Consider the following 18,584-nt stretch of genomic DNA (forward strand, 5'->3'; position numbering starts at 1 on the left):
GTGGGGAAGCCGGTGCGCCCAGTGCATGCGGCGCATCCGTCACGTGCGGTGTGTCACGCCGCGCGGCGCAGGGTTTCGGTCAGCGACTCGATGCTGGCGGCCTTGGGTTTGACCAGCCAGAACTTGCCGATGTAATCGCGGAACTCGTCCATGATCTGCTGCGCCCAGATGCTGCCGGTCAGTTCGCGATGACGGCCGATCAGGCGGTGCAGGTGCTGGCGGTAGTTCTCGAATCCTTCGGCGGAGACGCGATGGATGTCGATCAGCTCGTGGTTGTAGCGGTCGACGAAATCGCGGTCCACGTCCAGCACGTAGGCCAGGCCACCGGTGAAGCCGGCACCGAAGTTGAGGCCGACCTTGCCCAGCACCAGCACCACGCCGTCGGTCATGTACTCGCAGCAGTGATCGCCTGCGCCTTCCACTACCGCCAGTGCGCCGGAGTTGCGCACGGCGAATCGTTCACCGGCACGGCCGGCGGCGAACAGCTCGCCACCGGTTGCGCCATACAGGCAGGTGTTGCCGATGATGGCGGTGCTGCGTGCCTCGAAGCGTGCGCCACGCGGCGGACGCACCACCAGGCGGCCACCGGCCATGCCCTTGCCGACGTAGTCGTTGGCTTCACCTTCCACTTCCAGGTGCAGGCCGCCGACGTTGAAGGCGCCGAAGCTCTGCCCGGCGCTGCCGCGGAAGCGCAGTTCCAGCGGCGATTCGGCCATGCCCTGGTTGCCGTGCGCGCGCGCCACGGCGCCGGCCAGGCGGGTGCCGATGCTGCGGTCGGTGTTGTGGATCAGGAAGCGATGCTCGCCACCGCGCTTGTGTTCGATGGCCTCGGCCAGCAGGCCGTCCATCTGCGTGGCCAGGCTGTCCGGAGATTCATACAGGCGCTGTGCGGCGCAGTGGCTGCCCGGGTAACTGGCGTCGGCCAGCAGCCGCGACAGGTCCACGCGCACGTCCTCGCGCGGCGAGACCTCAAGCTGGCGCAGCAGGTCGGTGCGGCCGACGATTTCCTGCAGCGAACGTGCGCCCAGCACCGACAGCCAGCCGCGCACCTCCTCGGCCAGCAGGCGGAAGAAGTTCTCCACGCGCTCGGGCTGGCCGGTGAAGTGGTTCTCGCGCAGGCGTTCGTCCTGGGTGGCGACGCCGGTGGCGCAGTTGTTGAGGTGGCAGATGCGCAGGTACTTGCAGCCCAGCACGATCATCGGCGCGGTGCCGAAGCCGAAGCTGTCCGCGCCCAGCAGCGCTGCCTTGACCACGTCCAGGCCGGTCTTCAGGCCGCCATCGGTCTGCAGCAGGGTGCGCCCACGCAGGTCGTTGGCCACCAGCGCCTGGTGCGCCTCGGCGATGCCCAGTTCCCACGGCACGCCGGCGTAGCGGATCGAGCTGACCGGCGAAGCACCGGTACCGCCGTCATGGCCGGAAATGGTGATCAGGTCAGCACCGGCCTTTACCACGCCCGCCGCGATCGTGCCGACGCCGGCATGGCTGACCAGCTTCACCGACACCAGCGCGGTCGGGTTGACCTGCTTGAGGTCGTAGATCAGCTGCGCCAGGTCTTCGATGGAGTAGATGTCGTGGTGCGGCGGCGGCGAGATCAGGCCGATGCCCGGCCTGGCATAGCGCAGGCGTGCGATCAGTTCATTGACCTTGTGCCCGGGCAGCTGGCCGCCTTCGCCGGGCTTGGCGCCCTGCGCAACCTTGATCTGCAGCACTTCGGCGTTGACCAGGTATTCGGCGGTGACGCCGAAGCGGCCTGAGGCCACCTGCTTGATCTTGCTGCGCTTGTCGGTGCCATAGCGCGCCGGGTCTTCGCCACCTTCGCCGGAATTGCTGCGGCCGCCGAGGCGGTTCATCGCAATGGCCAGCGCTTCATGCGCCTCGGGAGAGAGCGCACCGAGGCTGATCGCGGCGGTATCGAAACGCGGGAACAGATCGCTGGCCGGTGCCACTTCGTCCAGCGGTGTCGGCGTTGCCGCCGGCACCAGCTGCAGCAGATCGCGCAGCGCCGACGGCGGGCGCGCATGCACGGCATCGCAGTACTGCTGCCACGCACGCGGGTCACCGCTGCGCGCTGCGCGCTGCAGGGTGGTCACCACGTCCGGGTTGTACATGTGGTACTCGCCGCCGTGCACGTACTTCAGCAGGCCGCCGACATCCACGCCCTGCTGGGCGTCCCAGGCCTGCGCGCACAGTTCGCGCGCGTCGGCATCCAGGCGCGCGAAGCCGGCGCCACCGATGCGCGACGCGGTATCGGGGAAGCACAGGTCCACGACCTCCGGCTCCAGGCCGATGATCTCGAACAGCTGCGCACCGCGGTAGCTGGCCACGGTACAGATGCCCATCTTCGAGATGATCTTGGACAGGCCCTTGTAGATGCCCTTGCGGTAGCGGCGGCCGATCTGCGACTGCTCACCGCCCTTGCTGAGCTTGAGGATGCCGCGTCGGCCGAGATCGAACAGGGTCTGGTAGGCCAGGTACGGATACACCGCCGTGGCACCGAAGCCGAGCAGGCAGGCCATGTGGTGCGCGTCGCGCGCGGTGCCGGTCTCGACGATCAGGTTGACGTCGCAGCGCAGGCCCAGCCGTGACAGGTGGTGGTGGATGGCGCTGGTGGCCAGCAGCGCATGCACCATCGGCCGCCCGGCCACCGGGTAGCGGTCGGACAGCAGCAGCATCACCATGCCGTCGCGCGCAGCCTGTTCGGCCTCGACGCAGATGCGTTCAATGCCCGCACGCAGGCCTTCCTCTTCGCTGTAGGACAGGTCGAGCAGGCGGTTGGCCTGCACGTACTGGCCCATCTTCAGCAGCTGGCGCAGCTTGCGCTGGCTCAGCACCGGCGAGTTGAGGATGACGTGGTTCACCGTCTCCGGGCCGGCATGGAAGATGTTGGTCTCCTTGCCGAGCTGGGTGGACAGGGACATCGCGCAGTCTTCGCGCAGCGGGTCGATCGGCGGGTTGGTGACCTGCGCGAAGGCCTGGCGGAAGTAGTCGTACAGCGGACGGCTGCGCTGGCTGAGCACGGCCATCGGCGTGTCATCGCCCATCGAGCCGGTGGCTTCCTGCTCGGTCTCGGCCAGCGGCCGCAGCACCTGTTCCACTTCCTCGCTGCTGAGCTGGTACAGCTTGTGGTAGCTGCGCAGGGTGCTTTCGTCGAACGGCTCTTCCACCAGCGACGGGTCGATCAGTTCGGTCTGCAGGTAGGTGACGCCCTGCTGCAGCCACTGCTTGTACGGTGCACGGCCGCGGTTGATGCGGTCGATGGCCTCCGAATCGAGCAGGTCACCGCGCTTGAGGTCGATGGCGATCATCTCGCCCGGGCCGAGCTTGCCCTTGCGCACCACGCGCTCGGTCGGTACTTCCCAGACGCCTGCTTCGGAGGCGACCAGGAAGTGACGATCGGCGGTCAGCATCCAGCGCGCCGGGCGCAAGCCGTTGCGGTCGAGGGTGCACACCGCGTAGCGGCTGTCGCAGGCGACGATGCCGGCCGGGCCGTCCCACGGTTCGCTGTTGAGGCCGTGGAACTCGTAGAACGCAGCCAGGTCCGGGTCCTTGAATTCCAGCGACTGCGTTGCCGGCGGCACCAGGATGCGCAGGGCCTGGATCAGCTCCATGCCGGCGGACACCATCAGTTCCAGCATGTTGTCCAGGCTCTGCGAATCGGAGCCGTGCATGGAGATGACCGGGTCGAACTCGCCGATGTCGAAACGGGGCGTCTTCCACACCTTGCTGCGCGCCTGTGCCCAGCGCCGGTTGCCTTCGATGGTATTGATCTCGCCGTTGTGGGCGAGCATCCGGAACGGGTGCGCCAGCGGCCAGCGCGGCAGCGTATTGGTGGAGAAGCGCTGGTGGAACACGATGGCGCTGGAGGCCAGTTCGCGCCGCTGCAGGTCCGGGAAGAAGCGGCTGAGCTTGTCCGGCAGCACCATACCCTTATAGCTGATGGCGTTGGGACTGAGCGTGGTGACGTAGTAGTCGGCGTGCGCGCGCAGCTGCTGTTCGCTGCGGCGGCGGGCCAGGAACAGGGCCAGGCCGAAGCCGGCGTCATCCTGGCCGACGCCGGCATCGACGAACACCTGCTCGATGCGCGGCAGGGTGTCGCGTGCCAGTTGTCCGCAGACGCTGTCGTCGGTCGGTACCTCGCGCCAGCCGGCCACCTTGCAGCCCACGGCCTCGATCTGCTGCTGCAGCTGTGTGCGGCAGGCCTGTGCGGCGTCGGCATCGTGCGGCAGGAACACCAGGCCCGCAGTGAAGCGCGCGCCGACGGCGATGCCGGCTTCACTGGCCAGCAGTTTCAGGAAGGCATCGGGGCGGCGCAGCAGCAGGCCACAGCCATCGCCGGTGAGCCCATCGGCGGCGACACCACCACGGTGGGTCATGCGCGAGAGCGCAGCGATGGCGGTATCCACCAGCAGGCGCGAAGGCTGGTCGTCGAGCTGGGCGACCATGCCAAATCCACAGGCATCGCGCTCGGAGCGCGGGTCGTAAAGCCCTTGGCGGTTGCGGGGGGCCATCTCTACCTCGATGCAGATTGAAATGAACGGGGACACTCCTGCCCGCTCTGTAGAGCACGCCCTGTACGTCATGGTGGAGTGTGCCGCGCATGGCGCAGCCCGTCGGGAAGCCGCTTGGCGCACGCCCGTACGGCGTTGCTCACCTTGCGCAGGCACTCGCCTGCGCGGCGGCGCGCGCCTTGTCTGGCCGCACGCCAAGTGTCTTCACACTCACCCTGACGCACACGCCGTGCTCTTCCTGGAGCGCATCATGAGGCCACCGGATGCCTCGACTAGATCACAGGTTGCTGCAACGCCGCAATACACGGTTGCAGGCGCAACCAAAGCGCCGGCAGACGCTTGCCGGCGCGGGGTTCCTCAGCCGCAGCGGACGCCGCTTACCACGTCCTTTGCGTCCACTTCGATGTTCAGGCGGTCGCCCAGGAACTCCATCGTGGTGACGTCATTGGGGTGCAGCACGCGCAGCTGCTTGGCCGCGGCATCTTCCTGGGCCTGCTTGCCGAGCGCTTCGGTGTAGGGCTGGCCGACCAGGCTCTGCACCTGGCTGGCATCGCAGTTGCCGACCGGCGGTGCTTCGGTGGCCTTGCCGGCTTCGTCGGCCGGCGCCTTGGCGGCCTCGGCGGCCTGCTGTGCGTGGGCGGTGGCCGAATCCTGCTCATCCAGCGACGGCGCCTGGCAGGCGGTCAGGGCCAGCACGGCCGGCAGCAGCAGGGCGGAGAGGGAACGGGCGCGGATCGGGAACGACATCATGACTCCGGAATGGAAGGGACGGTGAAAGGCCGAGCATAGCGGCGAACCCGCCCTCACGTGTTTGTCTTGCGTTATTGACGTGGCCACGCCGCGCCGATCGGCAGACTGCAGGCATGCCAGCGACCCCCACACCCGAACGCCAGGCCGCGCGCGCCGCCGGCCTGCGCTACGTCGATGACACCCAGCCCGGTTTCAGCCGCGTCCGCGCCGGCAAGGGTTTTTCCTATCGCGATGCCGATGGTCATGTCGTGCGCGATGCCGCCACCCTGCAGCGCATCCGCGCGCTGGCCATTCCACCGGCCTATACCGCCGTGTGGATCTGTGCCCGCGCCGATGGCCACCTGCAGGCCACCGGCCGCGACGCGCGTGGGCGTAAGCAGTACCGCTACCACGCCGACTGGGCGGCCGTTCGCGACGCCGGCAAGTTCGACCGCACCATCGCCTTCGGCCAGGCGTTGCCGGCGCTGCGGCGGCGCCTGGGCCGCGACCTCAAGCGCAGCGGTTTCCCGCGCGAGAAGGTGCTGGCGGTTGTGGTCGCGCTGCTGGCCGACACGCTGGTGCGGGTGGGCAATGAAACCTATGCGCAGGAGAACAAGTCATACGGCCTGACAACGTTGCGCAACCGTCACTTGGACCTGCTTCGGGGTGGCCGGGTGCGCATGCGCTTCCGCGGCAAGTCCGGGCAGTTGCAGGAGGTGGTGGTCGGTGACCGTCGGCTGGGCGCGCTGGTGCGCAGCGTGCAGCAGCTGCCGGGTCAGGCCCTGTTCCAGTACCGCGACGACGCGGGCGAGGTGCAGCCGGTGGATTCGGGCGCGGTGAACGACTACCTGCGCGAGGTGATGGGCGAGGACTTCACCGCCAAGGACTTCCGCACCTGGGGCGGCACGATGGCGGCGGTGCAGGCCTTCGCCGCCACCGAGCTGCCCGAGCCGGCCAGCCAACGCGCGCTGGCCAAGGCGCAACGCGAGGTGGTGTGCCAGGTGGCTGCGCGCTTGGGCAATACGCCAGCGGTATGCCGCAAGGCCTACATCGATCCCTGCGTGTTCGCCGGTTGGGAACGCGGCGAACTGACCGCACTGGCGGGCCTGCGCGGCCCGCGGCAGTGGGAGCAGGCGACACTGAAGGTGCTGCGCCGGGCCCGGCGGCTCAGCCGCAAGGCAGGTCAGCCGCAGTAGATGGCGGTGATGTTGTTGGTGCGGCCGGTTTCGATGGTCAGGCGATCCCCACCTTCCGTCGCTGCGCCGGCGGCCGGATCGGCAGCGCCGCTGGCGGTGTTGCCGCTGCGCTCGCGGCTGCCGCGGGTTACCTGCACGTGCAGGCTGTCGCTGTCCACGCGCGCACGTTCGATGGTCATGCCCGAAGCGGCCAGGCCGACTGCGCCGCGCACCTTGTCGGTGTGGCACTGGCCTGAAATCACCCCATCGATCGGCTGGACCTGGGCGACCGGGCTGCTGCTGCAGGCGGCGAGAGCGAAGCAGACGGCGGCGGTGGCAATGGCATGTTTCATGGGGGACGTTCCTCGTGTTGTGGCCTGCAGGGTGCGACGACACGCGTGGTGGCGGAATGAATGCCGTGCACGCGATGGACACAGTGCGCTCACTGCCGCCAACAGCCTGCGTGGAGACACTGCACGAGCGGCGCACGCCGCCCCCGGTACTGCGGCGCACGCGCCCCGGTAGTGCCGGCCGCTGGCCGGCAACCCCCATCCTCCCGAGGAGACCTGCATGGCCACCACCAAGAAGACCCCCACCCGCCGCAAGGCATCGCCGAAGGTACGCAAAGGCACCCAGGCAGCGCCCGCCGCCGCCGAAGCCACGGCCGAGCGCCCGCGCGTGGTGAAGACCGCCACCCGCAAGGCCGCCGCTTCCGATCCGCGCGCGGCGCGTGTCGCAGCACGGCAGCGGCGCCTGCAGGACCAGGAAAAGGCGAAGGATGTACGCGTGGCGAAGAAGGCGGCAAAAAAGAAGACCGCCACCCAGGCCGGACCGCGCCATCAGCCGAAGAAGATGCCGGCGCAGCATCTGGCCAAGCCCGGCCATGAGCACGCACTGGAACTGGCGCCGCGCTTCCTCGCGCCGGATTACGTCGGCAGCGGCAAGCTGCAAGGGATGCGAGCCATCGTCACCGGTGGTGATTCCGGCATCGGCCGTGCGGTGGCGGTACTGTTCGCCCGCGAAGGCGCCGACGTTGCCGTGCTGCATCTGGATGAAGCCAAGGACGCCGAGTTGACGCGTCAGCACGTGGAAAAAGAGGGCGGCCGCTGCGTGGTGATCGCCGGCGACGTGCGCGACCCGCGCTTCTGCAACAAGGCAGTCAAACAGGTGGCCAAGGCGTTTGGTGGCATCGACATCCTGGTCAACAACGCGGCGTTCCAGCTGCACTGCGAGCGCCTGGAAGACCTGGAAGATGCGCACCTGCAGGAAACCCTGCAGACCAACATCGGCGGTTACATCCAGATGGCACGCGCAGTGCTGCCACACCTGGGCGAGGGCGCCAGCATCATCAACACCGGCTCGGAAACCGGCCTGTTCGGCAGCAAGGCACTGATCGATTACTCGGCTACCAAGGGTGCGATCCATGCGTTCACCAAGGCGCTGGCCAGCCAGTTGCTGCCACGCGGCATCCGGGTCAACTGCGTGGCGCCGGGTCCGGTGTGGACGCCGTTGAACCCGGCCGACAAGCAGGCCAAGGACGTGGCCGAGTTCGGCAAGGGCAGTGACATGGGGCGGCCGGCACAGCCCGAAGAACTGTCGCCGGCCTATGTGTTCCTGGCCTCGCCGGCCTGCGCCAGCTACATCAGCGGGGTGATCCTGCCGGTGATGGGCGGGCCGCGCGGCTAGCGCGCGGCGGCGACGCCCTTGGGCGCGGCAGTGTAGAAACCGGCGATGCGCGGTATGAACTGCTGCGGATTGGCGCCGACCAGATTGGTCAGCACGACAACGGCGAGCTCGCGCTCTGGGTAGACGATGAAGGCCGAGCGCGCGCCGCCCATGCCACCCACCTGCAGGTCGGGTGCGGTGTTGAACACCGGCCAGCCTGCGGCCCAGTCGCCGGCACTGCCATCATTGAGGCGTTCCGCCGTCCACATCTGCTGCATCGCGCGCTGCTCCAGCAGGCGTCCCTCCTGCAATGCAACCAACCAGCGCGCGGTGTCATCAGCCGTGGTGAGGATGCCGCCGCCGGCCCACAGGCTGGGCGGCATGTCGTAGAACCAGTGCGACAGGCGCGGCGTTGCATCCTTTGCATCGGTGGCGCGTGGCAGGTAGCTGTACATCGTCGCCGTATCCGGGATCAGGTCGTAGCTGTCGCCGAACGTGGTGCGTGCCATGCGCGCGGTGGAGAACTGGCCGGTGGCCAGGAAGCGTTCGTAGGGCATGCCGGATTGCCGCGCGATGATCCGCGCCAGCAGCAGGTAGTTGGTCTGGTTGTACTGGAAGCGCTCGCCGGCCCTGGCCTCTGCCGGCAGCGCGCGAACCGCCTGCCATGCATCCTGTTCCGAGCCCCCACCCAGCAATCCCTCAGCATCGAGGATGTCGGGCAGGCCGGAAGTGTGGGCGAGCAGCTGGCGCACCCGCACCGCCCGCCAGCTTTCGGGCAGGTCGTCGAGATAGCGCGCGATGGGCGCGTCCAGATCCACCCGCCCGTCCTGTGCCAGCTGCGCCAGAGCGACGCCGGTGAAGGATTTGGTGGCCGAGTTGAGCGGGAACCGGGTGCTGCGGGTGGCGACCACGCCGTTCTCGACGTTGGCCAGCCCATAGGTTTCCGACAGCACCACCTGGCCATCCTTGACCACCGCGATCTGCAGGCCCGGGATGCGCTGTTCCTGCATGGTCTGGCGGATGAAACGACGGGTCTGGTCGTTGGCCTGGTCCTGGTTGGCGGAGACGGCGGCGAAGGGCAGCAGGCTGATGATCATGAGCAGGGTTCGTAGCGTCTGGCGAGGCATGCGGGTTCCCGGAGGGCGGAAAGATCGGCGGCGATGACGGCTGCCGCAGGCGACAGGCCATGGGTCGGATGCGCGCCCGGCGTAAAAGGTTTAAGCCGGCTGCGCGCCCTACCGTTCGTCGGCCCATGACTTCCGGGGGGTTGACTACAGGTGTCGTCATGGCAACAGTAGCGACACGTGTAGTCAAGGGAGTGTTGTCATGCGTGGCAAGACCATCGGGGACCAGGAACTGGCCCTGCTGCAGTATGTGGATGAGCAGGCACCGACCAGCGTCGGCGAGGTCGCCAGCGGCTATGGCGAACCGCGCGGACTGGCCCGGTCCACCGTGTTGACGATGATGGAGCGCCTGCGCGCCAAGGGTTACCTGCAGCGCAGGCAGCAGCAGGGTGTCTACCGTTACCAGCCCACCCGTGGCCCGGAGAGCGTGCTGCAGGGCGCCGTTGCCCAGTTCGTCGACAACACGCTGCAGGGCTCGGTGTCGCCATTCGTGGCGTACCTGTCGCAGCGGCAGAAGGTCAGCGACAACGAACTGGCCGAACTGGAAGCGCTGGTGGCCGAACTGCAATCGCGTCGCCAGGAGGACTGAGCCATGGATACCTCGATGTTGATTCCGATGCTGGAACGGCTGGGCTGGACGAGCCTGCAGACCGTGCTGCTGGTGGCGCTGGTGTACCTGCTGTGCCGCGCGCTGCCGGCACTGGCGGCGGCCACCCGTTGCCGGTTGTGGTGGCTGGTGTCGCTGCAGGCGGTGGTCGGTCTGTTGTGGAGCCAACCGCTGCAGCTGGCCTGGTTGCCCGCACCCGATGCGGTGGCAGTGACGACCGTGGATCTTGCGGCGGACGCGATATATACGATGGCACCGGAGGCATCGGCGCACCTGCTGGCGAACACGCCGATGGGTGATGTCGGCAGCACCCCGGTGGCCTGGTGGGCGTTGGCCCTGGCAGCGCTGTGGATGTCCGGTGTACTGCTGATGGCGTTGCGGACCTTCGGCGAATGGCGCCGTTGCCGTGCGCTGCTGGCGGCGTCGTATCCGTGCGAGGACCAGGCGCTGGTGCAGGCGCTGCAGCTGGCCTCGGATGCGCACGGCCTGCGCCGCGCGCCGCGCCTGTGGATGAGCGACCAGGTGGACGCGCCTCAGCTGGTCGGGCCGTTCCGTCCGGTGCTGCTGCTGCCGGCGGGAATGAACGCGCTGCAGGGCGATGCGCTGGACCTGGCGCTGACCCACGAGCTGCAACACCTGCAGCGTCGTGACCTGCAGTGGGGGCTGCTGCCTGCCTTGGCCCAGCACCTGTTCTTCTTCCATCCGCTGCTGCGCCTGGCCGTGCGCGAATACGCCCAGGCCCGCGAGGAAGCCGTGGATGCGGCGGTGGTCGGCCAGCACGGTGCCAGCCGCCATGCCTATGGCCGGTTGCTGCTGCAGCTGGGTGTGGCGCCGCAGCCACACCTCGGCGTGGCCAGCGCAGCGCCCAGCACCACCAGCCTCAAGCGCCGCCTGCTGTCGCTGCAGTCGCACCGGGCGTGCCCGCGCCTGCTGGCCGTCGGCTTGACGCTGGTTGTATTGGCCGTGGGTGTGGCGCCGATGCGGCTGGTGGCCGCGCCGGTCCCGCCTGCACCGCCGGCACCGCCGCGCGCTGTGCCAGCGCCGCCGCCGCCGCCCGCAGCACCCCCGGCACCGGCAGCGCCGCCTGCCGCAGCGGTACCGGCAGAGCCGGCCGACTGGGCCGAGCCGGCAGAACCCGCCGAGCCTGAGGAACCTGCCGACGTCAATGAAGACGAGGAGCAGGACGCAGGCACCCATGCGCACTCGCAGACCACCATCGTCACCCATGGCCAGCTGGATCTGGGTACGCCGCCACAGCAGGCCTTCGTTCTCGTCGATCACGGCCAGGCGTTCGCCAATGCCGGCATGGACGATGTGATGCAGGCGCGCAGCCGGCTTGGTGACGGCCCCGCCCTGTGGTTTCGCCAGGGCGACAAGCGCTACGTCGTGCGCGATCCGATGCTGATCCAGTCGTTGCAGCGTGCCTATGCCGGCGCTGTCGACCTGAGCCGCCAGCAGAGTGAACTGGGGCGCCAGCAGAGTGTGCTGGGTCGTCAGCAGGGCCAGCTCGGCCGCGAGCAGGGCGAGCTGGGCAGGCTGCAGGGCGAAGAGGCGCGTGAGATCGCCCTCGCCGCCGCGCGGGCTGCACGCAGTGCGATCAATGATCGCGACATCAATCGCGAAGCGGCAGCCGAAGCGGCGCGGGCTACACGCGGCGCGGTGGATGATGCGGCGATTGCACGCAAGGCTGCGGCCGAAGCACAGCGCGCATCACAGGTTGCCCGCAACCAGGCGCTGCAGTCCGAGCGTAGCCGCGAGATGAGCCGACTCGCCAGCCAGCAGGCCGCGCTGGGAAGCCAGCAGGCGGCACTGGGCAGTCAACAGGCCGCGTTGGGTGAGCGCCAGGCACGGCTGCAGGCACAGGCAGCGAAGCAGGCAGAGCAGGTCATCGCGCGTGCGCTGGCCAGCGGCAAGGCCGAGCGGCTCTGACAGAGCGGAGCGCCGGGCCATGCCCGGCGCCCGCAGCTGCGCGTATGCGAATGGAATCCGCCGGGCAGGGCCCGGCGCTCCCCATCAACCGCAGCTGGCGCGCTCGATACGGTTCTGTGCGTCCACCTGCACGGTCACCCGGTCCTGGCGGAAGTCCATGGTCACCGCCATCCCCGGTTTGACCACGCGTGCGTTGCGCGCGCCACTGTCGGCCACCAGCTTCTTGATCGTCGCTTCGTCGGCGGTCTTGCCGGTGAATGCGTCCAGCGCCTCGGGGCGGCACTCCTGCGGACCATCGGACACCTTGGCTGGCAGGCTGCCGGCATCGGCGGAGGCGTTGCCACCGGCATGGCTGCAGGCGGCCAGCGGCAGGATGGCCGCAAGCAGCAGCAGGGGGGATCGACGCATGGCAGTACTCCTGGGTGGTGTTCAGTAGCGGCAGTGTCGCCGAGCCCTGTGTCAGTGATGTCAACGCGGCCTGGATCCGCCCTCTCCGTTCATCCGCTTACCAGCGCCAGGGTCTCCCGTTCGCGCTGCTCTTCCCGCACCAACCGCTGCAGCAGCAGGGCCAGGGTCACCACGTCCTGGTGGTTGTGGTCGGCCACCCGGCGCAGATTCACCGCATCACCGCCACGCAGGTAACGCAGCCATGCGGCGGGGGCTTCCGAGCCGGGCAGGTCATCTTCGCGCACCACGCGCAGCAGTTGCCGCTCGATGGTGGACAGCTTGCAGTTCTCCCACGTACCGCGGTAACGGCGGCGAGTGGGATACAGCAGGTCGACATGGTCCAGCGCGGTGATGGGATCGGCCTGGCGGGCCAGCCGATAGCGCGTCTTCAGCAGAGGGGCGTCGTAGCTGCGGCCGTTGTAGCTGCAGAACACGGTATGCGGCTGCAGCCAGCTGGCGAAAGCGGCCAGCATCTCCTCCTCGGCAGCCATCGTCGACATCAGCAGCTGGCGGATGCGCAGGCCTTCGCCACGCTGCGGGCACACATGCCAGTCGGCGGCGCCGATCATGAAGGCGCGGGTGCCGGTGCCGCCGGCCAGGCCGGTGGTCTCGGTATCGAAGAACAGCAGGTCGCGCGCAGCCACGTGCTCACCCTCGCGCTTGGCGAAGGCCAGCGACAGCGGCATGGCGGGAATCGGCTGCGGCAGCAGTGACTCGATCAGGAACAGGCCGGGCGCAATCTCGTTGCCGGGCAGTTGGCGATCCTGCGCGCTGGCGCGTGCCGGCGCAGGGCCACCCCGCGAGCGCATGCCGAGCAGGCGATGCAGGCTGCCGACCTCGGGCCGTCGCAGTGTTGCCGGCGCAGGCGTGGTGGTGGCGGTGCCGGTCGGCTTGTGGCGGATCTCCTGTTCCACCCAGGCAAACACCGAACGCTCGGCCGGTGGCTGCCGCGCATCGTTGGCGGCCATCAGTGCCGGCGGCGTCTGCTGCGTCGGCGCGGCAGGCGTGGCTGCTTTCGGGTCACCCGCCTGCTTGCGAAGCAGCCGCAGCTTGTCCAGGCTCAGGCTCACGGGGCGATCAGCTCCATCGGGTCGCGCGTGCTCACCACCACATCGGCCACCTGCTGGCAGGCCTGCGCATCGAACAGGTCGAGCACGCGCAGCGCCAGCGCACGCGGCGAGGTTTCATCCTGTTCCTGCGCGGCCAGCACCGGGCCGACGCAGGCCGGGCAACCCGCCTTGCAGTCGCAGCGCTGTACCAGTTCGCGCGCGCGCTGCACCAGCTCGGCCTGGCGCTGCCACAGCGGCTCGCTCAGGCCGACGCCACCGGGGAAATTGTCGTACAGGTATACGGTCGGCACGAATTCCTGCAGCAGTTCCACCGCGCCAGGCTCGCCATCGCTGCCCCGCAGCTGGCCGCGCCCGCTCTGGTCGGCAATCGCGATCCAGGTGCCATCGCCGTTGCCCACCGACTTCTGCAGGTCGCGCGCATCGGCCATCACCGCCACCGTGGCTACGATGTGCAGTGCATAGGCGGCGCCGAGGAACCCATCCAGCGCATCCTGCTTGCTGGCGAAGGCGCGCAGCAGCAGCGCCTGCGGCAGCTGCCACCACACCGCGGTGGTGTGCAGTTCCTGGTCGGGCAGGTTGACCGGACCGTAGCCGATGTTCTCGTGGGTGTAGTAGCGGATCTTCTTGTAACCGGCCACGCGGCGCACCACGTGCACTTCGCCATGGTGCGAATCACCGCGGCCGGCCACGCCGCCATCGAAACGGTCCAGCACCTTGAGCTTGGTGAAGTCGATGCTGTCGGTGTAGTAGTCCACGTGGGTGCGGGTGACGTAGGCCTTGCGGCCTTCCCAGTCCAGCGTTTCCACCTGGTAGGGCGTGGACTGCACCATGTGGATGGCGCCCTCGTACAGGGTCAGCGCTGCAGCGGAGTAGTCCACTTCGGCGATGATCTGCTGGCGGCCATCGCTGCGGTCGACCACCACGAAGTTGCCATCGGCCACCGCGCGCAGGCTGACCGCGTTGGCCGGATAGCTGTCGGCGATCCACTCCCAGCGTTCGCCTTCGCGGTGGATGACCTCGGTTTCGGCCAGTGCTTCCAGGAACACCTCAGGATCGATCGGGCCGAAGCCATCGCCGACCCGGAACGGCAGTTCGAACGCCGCGCAGCGGATGTGATCGAACAGGATCAACGGCTGGTCGGGCGCGATGCGTGCGTGTTCCGGCGACGCCTCGGCGAAGAAGTCCGGATGGCGCACCACGTACTGGTCCAGTGGCTGCGAACTGGCCACCATCACGCCGAGTGCGGGCTGCTGGCGGCGTCCGGCGCGGCCGAAGCGCTGCCAAGTGGCAGCCACGCTGCCGGGGTAACCGTTGAGGATCACCACGTCCAGGCTGCCGATATCCACGCCCAGTTCCAGCGCCGAGGTGCTGACGATGCCGTCGATGTTGCCGGCACGCATCGCACGCTCGGTCTCGCGGCGCTCGGTGGGCAGGTAGCCGCCGCGGTAGGCGCGGATGCGTGGTGGCTTGCGCGGATCGTGATCGAAGATGTCCTTCAGGTACTTGGTCAGCACCTCCACCATCAGCCGGGTCTGCGCGAACACCAGCGTCTTCAGCCCGGATTTGATCGCGATGCGGGCGATGCGGTTGCTCTGCGAGCGCGCCGAGGCACGCAGGCCCAGGTCGGGGTTGATCACCGGCGGATTCCACAGCAGCACCTGCTTCGGCCCGCTGGGTGCACCGGATTCGGTGATGGCGGTGACCGGTGCTTCGATCAGCGCCTCGGCATGCGCCTGCGGGTTGCCGATGGTGGCCGAGCACAGGATGAACTGCGGTTGCACCCCGTAGAACGCGCAGATGCGCTTGAGCCGGCGCAGCACGTTGGTGACATGGCTGCCGAACACGCCGCGGTAGGTGTGTACTTCGTCGATGACGATGTAGCGCAGGTTCTCGAAGAACTGCGCCCACTTGGTGTGATGCGGCAGGATCGCCTGGTGCAGCATGTCCGGGTTGGAGACCACGATGTCGCCATGCAGGCGGATCGCCTGCCGCGCGTCGCCGGGGGTGTCGCCGTCGAAGGTGAAGGCCTTCACCCCGAGGTCGCCGGCGCGGTTGAGCTCCAGCAGTTCGGCCACCTGGTCCTGTGCCAGTGCCTTGGTAGGGAACAGGTACAGCGCCTTGGCCTTGTCCTGCATGGCAGCGCTGACCACCGGCAGGGTGTAGCACAGCGACTTGCCGCTCGCGGTGGGGGTAACGATGGCGACGTGGTCGCCACGCTGGCTGGCCTCCCATGCCTCGGCCTGGTGGCTGTAGAGCTGCTCGATGCCGCGTGCCTTCAGTGCCGCAGTCAGGGCCGGTGGCACGGAATCAGGAATCGGCGCATAGCGGCCTTCGCGGCCGGGAATGGCGAAGCTGCCGGTGATGCGATCCTGGTAGCGGCGCTGCAGGCGTGCACTGAGCAGTGCGCCATCGCGCGCGGGCAGGCCATCGCGGGTGGCGAGCTGCTGCTCCGCATCGGCGGTGCGCTTGGCGAGTTCGTAGGCCATGGGAAGTGGGTTTTCAGGGGATCACATGGCACCACAAATGGGTCTCACGATGTGAGACATCCGCAGCGGGCGGCGTGAACCATTCAGCGCGTTGGTGGCATGCGTGCAGCCAGTGCCGCGCTGCGCCGTGCGTGGCACCGCAGGTGCCGGCGCCACCGATGGATGGCCTGCACCAGATGCCACAGCCCGGTGGCGGCGGTGAGCGGCCACCACACTCCATGCATCAGCCTGAGCGCATCACGGGTGTGCTGCCGGGAGATGCCCGCCGGCAGTTCGATGAACATTCCGCCGAACAGCAGTACGCACAGCATCAACCCCAGCCATGCCAGGCTCCACGTCGCCCCAGCGGAGGAAAACCGGACACGGTCCTCGGCCAGGGACCACTCCCGGCCCGCGCCCAGGACCATGCCATCGCATTGGCGGATATCCAGTGTGAGGTGCTGCCCACTACGGAAACGCTTGGACGCCAGCCACTCCGCAGGCAGCTGCACGCGGTGGTCGCTGCCCAGTAGCCAGCAGGGCGGATGGTGTGGGTGCAGCATGAGCTTGTTGAGCCTGCCGCTGAGCTGCAGAACCGGTTGCGGCGCACCTGGGCCACGCTGGCGTGGCCATGCCATCCACACGGCGGTGCCGGCCACGGCGCACAGCGGAAGACCCAGCAACAGCCGCCACCACAGCGCGACGTCGATCTGCAGCGCGGGCAGCGCCGCCAGCGCAAGCAGCGCGATGACAATGCCCGGCCAGCGAACGCCATCACCCCGGCGCATCGCCACTTCGGCCGCCGTCTCCAGCCGCTGTCCGTGGACCGCGCACGCAGCAATTGGCCGCACGATGCGCCGTTTGCGTTGCAGTGGTCCCTCGAAGGCGGCCGCATGCTCGGCTTCCTCGGCAGCCACCCGGTGCCGGGCACCGACAATGTGGAATCCATTCAAGCGGACTACCAGAGCGGCGTCGCCAGCCAGGACGACCTCTGCGTGATTGTCTACGGCAACATGCTGCCAGGCATCGAATGGCAGCAGCACGGCAACGTCACCGAGCCAGGCCGAATGGAAGGGGCGGTTGCCGAAGCCAGACGGTCCGCTGAAAGCCCCCGACAGCACGCGCACCTGTGTGTCGTGCGTCCGCCCGCTGAGCGCACGCAGCGTGGCAAGTGCAGCATCTTCATCTTCGGTGAGCGGACGTGAGGGGGGATTGCGCCGCAGCAGGTGCAGGGCAGCGCGTGCATCCGACGCCCACTGCAGGTAGCAGGCCACCAGCATCGCCAGCAGCACCGCAAGCAGGAGGAGGGTCGCAGCGGGCGACATCAGCAGCATCCCAGCAGGCGTGAGTGATCGCAGCAGCGGGGCGGTGGCAGGCTCATCGGCGTGAAGGTGCTCAGAGGGGCCTGCAGGCTCATGGCATGCTTCGGCGTGCGCAATGCAAATCATTGCAAGGTGCGTGGCGGCTGCGCGGAACCGTGAGGACGGGCACAAGCTGAACGCCGGCGGCGCTTCCAACGAAATCTGAAGCCTGCATCCGTATCCTTGGTTGCTGGACGCAACCAACAGGGTGGATGGCTGTGGCACGACGTGGAATGCAGGGAGCACTTCTGGCCGCGGTGCTGCTGGCGGGCATCGCGCACGCGCAGCAGACGACGCCGGCGGCCGTACCCTTGCCCACGCCTGAACCCGTACCGGCGCCTGCCGTGCCGCCCGCTGCTGATGACGCGCCCGTGGTCCTGCCGCCTGCGCAGGGGAACGTGACCACGCTGGGCGAAGTGCGCGCGCTCAAGCCCGAAGACGACCAGCCGCTGGACCTGTACCGCTTCAAGAACCCGATGCGCGCGGAGAACAACCGCTTCAGCCGCGACTGGAGTGAGCCGCCGTCGCCCGAGCAGGTCAGCATGGGCGGTGGCTACATCATGATGGGCGTGGTCAAGGGCGTGATGGCCGCGGCCAAGGGCCTGAACAAGATCACGGGTGGCCCGGACCAGATCCAGTCGGCCATCGCGCGGCCGCCACCGGAACTGAGCGCCGAGCAGCAACGGCGCGCGCTGCAGTTCTGCGCCCAGCAGGATGGTTGCGGCGCACCGCCGGAGAAGTAGGCGTTATCCTGCGGGCCTTCCCTTCGAGGCTGCCTGGATGCCGCTGCGTACCCTGTTCCTGCTTGCAACGCTGAGCCCGCTTGCCGCGTCCGCCAGCGACCTGACCGATGGCGGTTCGTGCCGTAATGGCGCGTTCCCTTCGGAACAATCGGGCTTTGCCCTGGCCAAGGTGGTGGGCACGCCGCGCCTGTTCCTGCTGGGCGACATGGACGGCTGCCCGGCCAAGGGCGAACCCGCCTGCCGCCAGCGCAGCTACGTGGTGAGTGGCGACACGGTGGTGACCGGGCGTGATCTTGGTCGCTACCGCTGCGCGTTCTTCCCGAACAAGGTGGGTGGCAGCGCAGGCTGGGTGGATCGCAGCAAGCTGCAGGCGTTGCCGGTACCCGCGCCGACGCTGCAGGCCTGGTCGGGAGACTGGAAGGACAGTGACAACGGCCTGCGCATCCGCGTGCGTGACGGCCGCCTGCACGTGGAAGGCGATGCCTACTGGCCCTCGGCCAACCCGACGCCGGCAGAACGCCCGGGCGGCCCGAACATCGGCGCGGTAAGCGCGCAGGCAGTACCGCGTGGTGCCCAGGTCGACTTCGTGGAGGACACCTGCACGGTGCACGCGCAGCTGCTGGGCGATGTGCTGATCGTGGCCGACAACAGCGAGTGCGGCGGCATGAACGTGCGCTTCAACGGTGTGTATCGGCGCAAGTAGATCCACGCCATGCGTGGATGGTGTTCGCGATCCAATCGGCGGGATCAGGGCCTTTTCG

The 18,584-nt window shown here is 68.4% G+C and carries 14 protein-coding genes; 6 read left to right on the forward strand and 8 right to left on the reverse strand.

What is annotated here, in order from left to right; translation table 11 throughout:
* Positions 1-53 precede the first annotated feature (53 nt).
* Together gltB and AC1DCU_RS14475 are read right to left on the reverse strand one after the other, a co-directional pair.
* Entirely contained in the window at positions 54-4,508 is a 4,455-nt protein-coding gene (gene gltB, locus AC1DCU_RS14470) for a glutamate synthase large subunit (RefSeq protein ID WP_478013550.1), read from the reverse strand.
* Between the two features lie 357 nt (positions 4,509-4,865).
* Entirely contained in the window at positions 4,866-5,255 is a 390-nt protein-coding gene (locus AC1DCU_RS14475; protein ID WP_025876043.1) for an I78 family peptidase inhibitor, read from the reverse strand.
* Between the two features lie 116 nt (positions 5,256-5,371).
* Here AC1DCU_RS14475 and AC1DCU_RS14480 point away from each other — a divergent pair, with 116 nt between their 5' ends.
* Complete coding sequence (locus tag AC1DCU_RS14480; RefSeq protein ID WP_105163208.1) at positions 5,372-6,433, forward strand: DNA topoisomerase IB; 1,062 nt, start codon at positions 5,372-5,374, stop codon at positions 6,431-6,433.
* Here the strand turns inward: AC1DCU_RS14480 and AC1DCU_RS14485 are convergent.
* Positions 6,421-6,765 carry a putative periplasmic lipoprotein gene (locus AC1DCU_RS14485; RefSeq protein ID WP_025876040.1) on the reverse strand — a complete coding sequence of 115 codons (345 nt, stop codon included), beginning with the start codon at positions 6,763-6,765 and terminating at the stop codon, positions 6,421-6,423. The genes AC1DCU_RS14480 and AC1DCU_RS14485 overlap by 13 nt on opposite strands.
* 217 nt (positions 6,766-6,982) lie before the next feature.
* Between AC1DCU_RS14485 and AC1DCU_RS14490 the strand changes: the two genes are divergently transcribed.
* Positions 6,983-8,098 carry an SDR family oxidoreductase gene (locus AC1DCU_RS14490; protein ID WP_478013551.1) on the forward strand — a complete coding sequence of 372 codons (1,116 nt, stop codon included), beginning with the start codon at positions 6,983-6,985 and terminating at the stop codon, positions 8,096-8,098.
* Here the strand turns inward: AC1DCU_RS14490 and AC1DCU_RS14495 are convergent.
* The gene (locus tag AC1DCU_RS14495; protein WP_442251725.1) at positions 8,095-9,174 is read right to left on the reverse strand and encodes a serine hydrolase domain-containing protein; all 1,080 of its coding nucleotides are present in this window, start codon (positions 9,172-9,174) and stop codon (positions 8,095-8,097) included. The genes AC1DCU_RS14490 and AC1DCU_RS14495 overlap by 4 nt on opposite strands.
* Before the next feature lie 229 nt (positions 9,175-9,403).
* On the opposite strand from AC1DCU_RS14495, the gene AC1DCU_RS14500 reads away from it, so the two are divergent.
* Positions 9,404-9,790 (forward strand): BlaI/MecI/CopY family transcriptional regulator, encoded by a 387-nt coding sequence (locus AC1DCU_RS14500; protein WP_442251726.1) that lies wholly within the window; start codon positions 9,404-9,406, stop codon positions 9,788-9,790.
* 3 nt (positions 9,791-9,793) lie between these two features.
* Positions 9,794-11,737: a M56 family metallopeptidase gene (locus AC1DCU_RS14505; RefSeq protein ID WP_478013552.1), complete on the forward strand. Its 1,944-nt coding sequence runs from the start codon at positions 9,794-9,796 to the stop codon at positions 11,735-11,737.
* Between the two features lie 84 nt (positions 11,738-11,821).
* Here the strand turns inward: AC1DCU_RS14505 and AC1DCU_RS14510 are convergent, their stop codons facing one another.
* From AC1DCU_RS14510 to AC1DCU_RS14525, 4 genes are all read right to left on the reverse strand, one after another.
* Positions 11,822-12,145, reverse strand: a complete 324-nt coding sequence (locus tag AC1DCU_RS14510; protein WP_025876032.1) for an I78 family peptidase inhibitor — start codon at positions 12,143-12,145, stop codon at positions 11,822-11,824.
* An 89-nt stretch (positions 12,146-12,234) separates the two neighbouring features.
* Positions 12,235-13,254: a ribonuclease H-like domain-containing protein gene (locus AC1DCU_RS14515; protein WP_223497409.1), complete on the reverse strand. Its 1,020-nt coding sequence runs from the start codon at positions 13,252-13,254 to the stop codon at positions 12,235-12,237.
* Positions 13,251-15,740, reverse strand: a complete 2,490-nt coding sequence (locus AC1DCU_RS14520; protein ID WP_025876028.1) for a DEAD/DEAH box helicase — start codon at positions 15,738-15,740, stop codon at positions 13,251-13,253. The genes AC1DCU_RS14515 and AC1DCU_RS14520 overlap by 4 nt, the downstream gene beginning before the upstream one ends.
* 83 nt (positions 15,741-15,823) lie before the next feature.
* On the reverse strand, positions 15,824-17,236 hold the full coding sequence (locus AC1DCU_RS14525) for a hypothetical protein (RefSeq protein WP_442251729.1): 1,413 nt from the start codon (positions 17,234-17,236) through the stop codon (positions 15,824-15,826).
* Between the two features lie 56 nt (positions 17,237-17,292).
* Between AC1DCU_RS14525 and AC1DCU_RS14530 the strand changes: the two genes are divergently transcribed.
* On the forward strand, positions 17,293-17,823 hold the full coding sequence (locus AC1DCU_RS14530) for a hypothetical protein (RefSeq protein WP_442251730.1): 531 nt from the start codon (positions 17,293-17,295) through the stop codon (positions 17,821-17,823).
* A 37-nt stretch (positions 17,824-17,860) separates the two neighbouring features.
* Positions 17,861-18,526 carry a hypothetical protein gene (locus tag AC1DCU_RS14535; RefSeq protein ID WP_032978392.1) on the forward strand — a complete coding sequence of 222 codons (666 nt, stop codon included), beginning with the start codon at positions 17,861-17,863 and terminating at the stop codon, positions 18,524-18,526.
* Positions 18,527-18,584 lie beyond the last annotated feature (58 nt).

This window comes from Stenotrophomonas sp. 10L48, assembly GCF_056395105.1.